This is a genomic window from Natrinema hispanicum (assembly GCF_900111485.1).
In the GTDB taxonomy this organism is placed as follows: Archaea; Halobacteriota; Halobacteria; order Halobacteriales; family Natrialbaceae; genus Natrinema; species Natrinema hispanicum_A.
Genome location: NZ_FOIC01000068.1, coordinates 1 through 5,180 on the forward strand (window position 1 = coordinate 1; position 5,180 = coordinate 5,180).

The window sequence follows — 5,180 nt, forward strand, 5'->3', positions numbered from 1 at the left end:
GAAGCAGAGAGGTTGTCTGAGGAGTTACACGCTCTCCACGACGATTTAACGGCGTTCGACGAGGAGGATCCGTCCGCCTCCGCCCGCGAGCAAAAGCGGGCGGAGGCGTCGTTACATCTGGAAGGCCTGATCAGGGAAGACTACGAGGCACAGGAGGTCAAGAAGCTGATCGAGAAGATCAGGAACGGGTTAGGGCACTGGCTGACGTTCGTTACAGAGCCAGACGTCGATTCGACGAATAATCGCGCAGAGCGCGCTCTGCGCGAGCAAGTTGTGCTGCGGAAGATGTTCCGGACCCTCCGCTCAGCCGAAGGGGTCCAGATTCACGAGACGATCACGACCATGTTAGCCACGTGGAAACGACGAGGACTTGATCCGCCTGAACAGCTCCAGTCCATCCTCGGTGGGCAAGAACTCAGATTAGGATGAGAGGCATCACTGGCCGGTGAATCCTGGTCACGCTATCCAACTACCCTCCAACGAATGGTATACCGCAAATATACATATACCCATATCTGAACGGCTAGTTGAATGAGAATCGCAGGATTAGCTAGGCGACTTGGGCAACCTGGTGGGGCAGAGGAGTCAATGCGGACTCTGTTTGAGGACTTAGCACCCGAGCATCGCACCATCATGTTCGGACACACGAGTGGGAATCTGGACCAAGATAGGGTCGTCAGCCAGCGGGTGCTCGCAGCGGATTTAGACCTCCACGGCGTCCTTCAGGTTCCAACAGCGTATCTAGAGTTCTATCTCCGGTTCAGGCGACAACTGGAGCGGTTCTGTCCGTCGCTCATCTTCGCGCAGCATGAACTCGGCTTATTGGGTGCAAGACAGGATGCTCCCCAAATCCTGTTCTTACGGGATGAGTCCCTATTGCCCTCGTCACTGTCCAAACGCGGGATTGGCCGATTGGTGTTCAATCCAGTTGCACAGGCAGTCCAGCGTCGCCTTTTTGGCGAGGTAATTCATGGCTCCGACCTGCTCGTGGCAAACAGCAAGCACACTGCAAAAAAATATAATCGCCAATGGGGTGTTAACCCGAAGGTGGTCTATCCATTTGTCGACGTTGATGAGTTCAAGATAGAAACGACGGGAGATAAGATTCTCCACGTTACGCCGACGCTGAACAAGGGCATCAACGTGACGCTGGACGTCGCGGATCAGTTGCCCGGTGAAGACTTCCTAGTCGTCGGCCGGGAGCCGCCGGCAGGCATTCGAGACCGCATTCAGGAAAGTACAAACGTCGAATACCGTGGCTACGTGGACAATATGAGAGAAGTGTACCGAGAGACGAAACTCGTGCTGATGCCCTCTCGGTGGGAGGAGCCCTTCGGCCGCGTTCCCCTCGAAAGTGGAATCAGTGGAATCCCAACGCTGTGTTCGGGTCGCGGTGGTCTTGGAGAGGCGGTCGGCACGGACGACCTGATCGTCGAATCCAACGCTCCAGTGGAGTATGTGCGGACCATCAAATCTGTGCTGGCCGACTACGAAACGTACGCCAAACTTGTTCGACAGAACGCGTTGTCGAAGAGAGCCTCAGAACAAATGGAAAAATTGAAAACAACAGTGAAACGACAGCTTGATATGGATCTATAATACGATGCTGATCCGAAGACAAGTTCGTGTCGCCTCCAAGAGCAGTGCGGCGCGTTTGTGAGGGTAATAGTAATCGTTCTCATCTTCACACTCATCGTCAGGGCGGGTTGTTTCCAATGGTGGTGAATCTCATACAGCGTTGGATCACTCTAGCTCACAGCTCATTTGATGTTATAGACGCCACACATCGGGACGATTCCACGGAACGCCCGATATCAGCGCCATGCGCACACGGAGTGCCGAGTACGCTTGGTCAACGAGAAACGATTTCTGACAGTAGACAGTTTGATCCTGTGCATACGCGAAGACAAGATCAAAGTTGTTGTACTTTCCGTTGAACCGTCAACTCATTCCAGATATGCCGACGCTGAAAGACTACACTTTGAGAGAAATCAACGCAATCAACAAACGGAATATCTGGACGTTGGTGTCCAGTCGGTCGATAAGGTAGAAGCCATCTGTTCGGGGCTATTGGTACGGATCATGTGACTGACCGATACACATCTTGTGTTTTGGCCGCGATTTCGGTCCAGGACGGGATTGATTCAGCTAAGTCGCTTATATTCTCCCTCATGCAAGCTAACAACTCCGGATCGGCGAGGACGTTATCCAGCGCGTCTGCAAGCGCTACCGCATCGTTCGGAGGGACAAGGAAGCCGTGTTCTCCGTCGGTCAGAACCTCAGCGAACCCGGCGATATCGGTCGCCACGATCGGGGTCTCGTACTGGAGCGCGGTCAACAGGGCGCCACTCTGGTCGACATCATCATATGGGAATGCGATGACATCAGCGGTATCGAACAGGGCCGAAACCTCCGAGTCTGGAACGAACCGTAAATCCCAACGAACAGACGACTCGATACCTAAGTCTCTCGCCCAGCGCTGAAGTAGTTTGGCGTCCATCTTGGGGTAGCCTGCGATATGCAGGTCCGTTGTGTCCCGCGTCTCCGCAGGCAGTGCCGCGTAGGCCTCCAGCAGAGTGTCGATATTCTTGTACGGTTTGATCGTTCCAAAGAAGAGGATTGTCTGATTATCAGCATCAGCCTTGCCGTCCGCGGCGGTCGCGCTCGGGTACTCAAGAATGCCGTGGGGGACGACCGAAATTTTCGTTGCGGGGATCCCCCGATTGATCAGTTCGTCCCGGGAGGTTTCTGTATGGACTATCAGATGGTCGGCCGTCTCGTGTATCGTGTCCGCTCCCAAAAGCTGGATCCGCGATGTGCTTGCGCCGTGGAACGGTGTAGTGTTGTGGACGGTGAATACTAGCGGCGCGACCCGGGCGAGTGCCTGTAGGAACCACTGATCAACGACTGGCACTGGTGTCCATTGGATGTGGATGACGTCGGGGTCAAGAGACCATGCCTTTCGAATAAATCTAGTCATGTCTATTACATGCTCAATCCCCTTAACTGCCGTACGTCCCGGCAGCCCGTCTCGGTCACTGTAGAGCGTGTTCGTGGCCCGGTAAAAATACTCTATCCAGTCGTAGGCCCTTTCTCCGTCCCATAAGTGGTAGTCCGAACGGGTTGTGTAGAGCGTGAGGTCACAACCGACTGTTGACAGCCCACGACAGAGGTGGTGATCGTACGGCGGGGTAAACGCTGATGGATCGAGCATCAGGACTTGCATCCAGTCGCTAAATCACAGACAACTACCTTCGGCCTTTCGATGGGATTCGCTTGCAAAACTGGTCGTACACTGAACTGCGATATGTAGCACTATCCGACTATATTCAGTCTGTATACAATGACTCAAATACTTCAGTTAGTGTGTCAACTGACTCGGAGATGTCAAATTTATTGTGAACAGTTTCTCGTCCGTTCTCTGCTATGTGTTCCCTTTTTTTGGGGTGATCAAGGAACTCTTGGACTGCAGTCGCTAGCTTTTCAGGTTCTTTTTCGGGCACCAGCAGTCCATTATGGCCATCAGTGATGAGTTCTGGGATCGCAGAAACGGTCGTTGAGACGCACGCTGTTTCCGACGCCATAGCTTCTTTTAGAACGACTGGCATTGCATCCCGGTCTCCGTCCTCCGCAATAACGCAAGGTAATACAAATACAGAAGCTTCGCTCAGTTCTCTTTGGAGTCTTTCATCTGAGACGTGTCCCAAGAATTCGACGTGGTCTTCAATACCATGTTCTTCCACCTGCCGCTGTAATAGATTCTTCCTATCTCCGGTCCCAATAATATTATATGTGATATTATACCCCATTTCAACGAGATTATTCACAGCCTCAATACCGTAGGTATGCCCCTTCTTTTCAACCAAACGACCTACCGTTAAAAGTCGATTTTCGACGGTAGGTTCGGACGGTTCAAACTTTTTAATCCGTGTCGTCGCCGGTACAACTGTTATGTTGTTTTCAATTCCTATTTCCTCACGTAGATATCGCTGGTTGTACTCTGAGGGAACGATTACGTGATCCATACTATCACAGATATATTTTATCTTTCTAATATTTGGAGATTTGAATATTTCGACCGCATGGGCAGTAACCGTACATGGGATACCGTGATATCGTGCGGCGAGCATGCTCCCAATTTTAATAGAACTCGCAAAGTGAGCATGGATAATATCTATATCAAAATCAAGTGATTCAACAAACTCAGCACATTGTTTGCCTAGTAACAAGTTGTGGCCGATTTCCTTCGCTGATAACTGCTTGAAGAAACCATTCGCTGCGTTAGTCATAGCCATCTGAACGGGCTTTTTAGACAGTAACTTGGGGAAATCAGTGTAAGAGTCGTCTGTATAGTAGATTGGAATATCGATATTCTCGTATTCCTCGTGAGTGATGTCCTCGCCAGGATTATTTCGAGCAAATACTGCAATATTATAGCCTTGATTATAAAGCTCATTAATCTCGTTTAGGATGAAACTCTCAGACAACTTTGGGAACGAACCCACGTAATATAGGACCCCTACCTGTTCCATAACACAACATCTTGCAGACATTCACTAAACATAATTGGTTGACTAGCGGTGGGCAGAATACATTTCAAGGACTCCCAGCAGATCTCGGTTGGGTCAGTCGTAGAAACAGGAAAATATCATTTTACTTTCATTAGACGCAGAGCAGAATATTAAATCACCTGTAAAACGGAGATGAGAAAGTGCAGAATTTGTGAAAACTTCTGTACCACCGCCCACTGCTAGCGAAAGCCGTTAACGAAATGGCGATCTGATACCTGTTGATCAACCGCCAGCAGGAGTCGCTCACTGTCTTCACCAACTACTTCAAAGCATAATGATTATATGTGAAGTTTTCTATATGATGAATGTTTATATTAGATATGTCAAAATCTGTGTGAGGAACTCTCGCCGCATTAAGTCATCTCCAAATACAAACTTGTGCCGTACCCCCATGCATTCTAACTCCGTTGTCGTGTCTAGAGAAATGATGAGATGAGACACACTTAAACGTGCTGTCCGAGCAACGCTCTGAAACGTAGTTGGATAGCGATTTGCCGTCAGACCGATTTCGTAGCAGTCTCATGAATGGTCTCTCAATAGTGAACCAAGTGTGTCGCTGGGGATTGGCGGATCGCCGGAATCGATAGATTCCGCGATCCGCACCGAGAA

The 5,180-nt window shown here is 50.3% G+C and carries 4 protein-coding genes; 2 read left to right on the top strand and 2 right to left on the bottom strand.

The genetic code is table 11. From position 1 onward, the window contains the following. Window positions 1-429 (top strand): IS66 family transposase (locus BSG09_RS19775; RefSeq protein WP_139246297.1); only part of this gene is annotated, 429 nt, incomplete at its 5' end. A 102-nt stretch (window positions 430-531) separates the two neighbouring features. Further along, on the top strand, window positions 532-1,599 hold the full coding sequence (locus BSG09_RS19780; protein WP_092936182.1) for a glycosyltransferase family 4 protein: 1,068 nt from the start codon (window positions 532-534) through the stop codon (window positions 1,597-1,599). Between the two features lie 481 nt (window positions 1,600-2,080). On the opposite strand, the gene BSG09_RS19785 is transcribed toward BSG09_RS19780, so the two are convergent. After that, entirely contained in the window at window positions 2,081-3,214 is a 1,134-nt protein-coding gene (locus tag BSG09_RS19785; RefSeq protein ID WP_175542273.1) for a glycosyltransferase family 4 protein, read from the bottom strand. Window positions 3,215-3,329: 115 nt separating this feature from the next. After that, window positions 3,330-4,532: a glycosyltransferase family 4 protein gene (locus tag BSG09_RS19790; protein WP_092936186.1), complete on the bottom strand. Its 1,203-nt coding sequence runs from the start codon at window positions 4,530-4,532 to the stop codon at window positions 3,330-3,332. Between the last annotated feature and the right edge of the window lie 648 nt (window positions 4,533-5,180).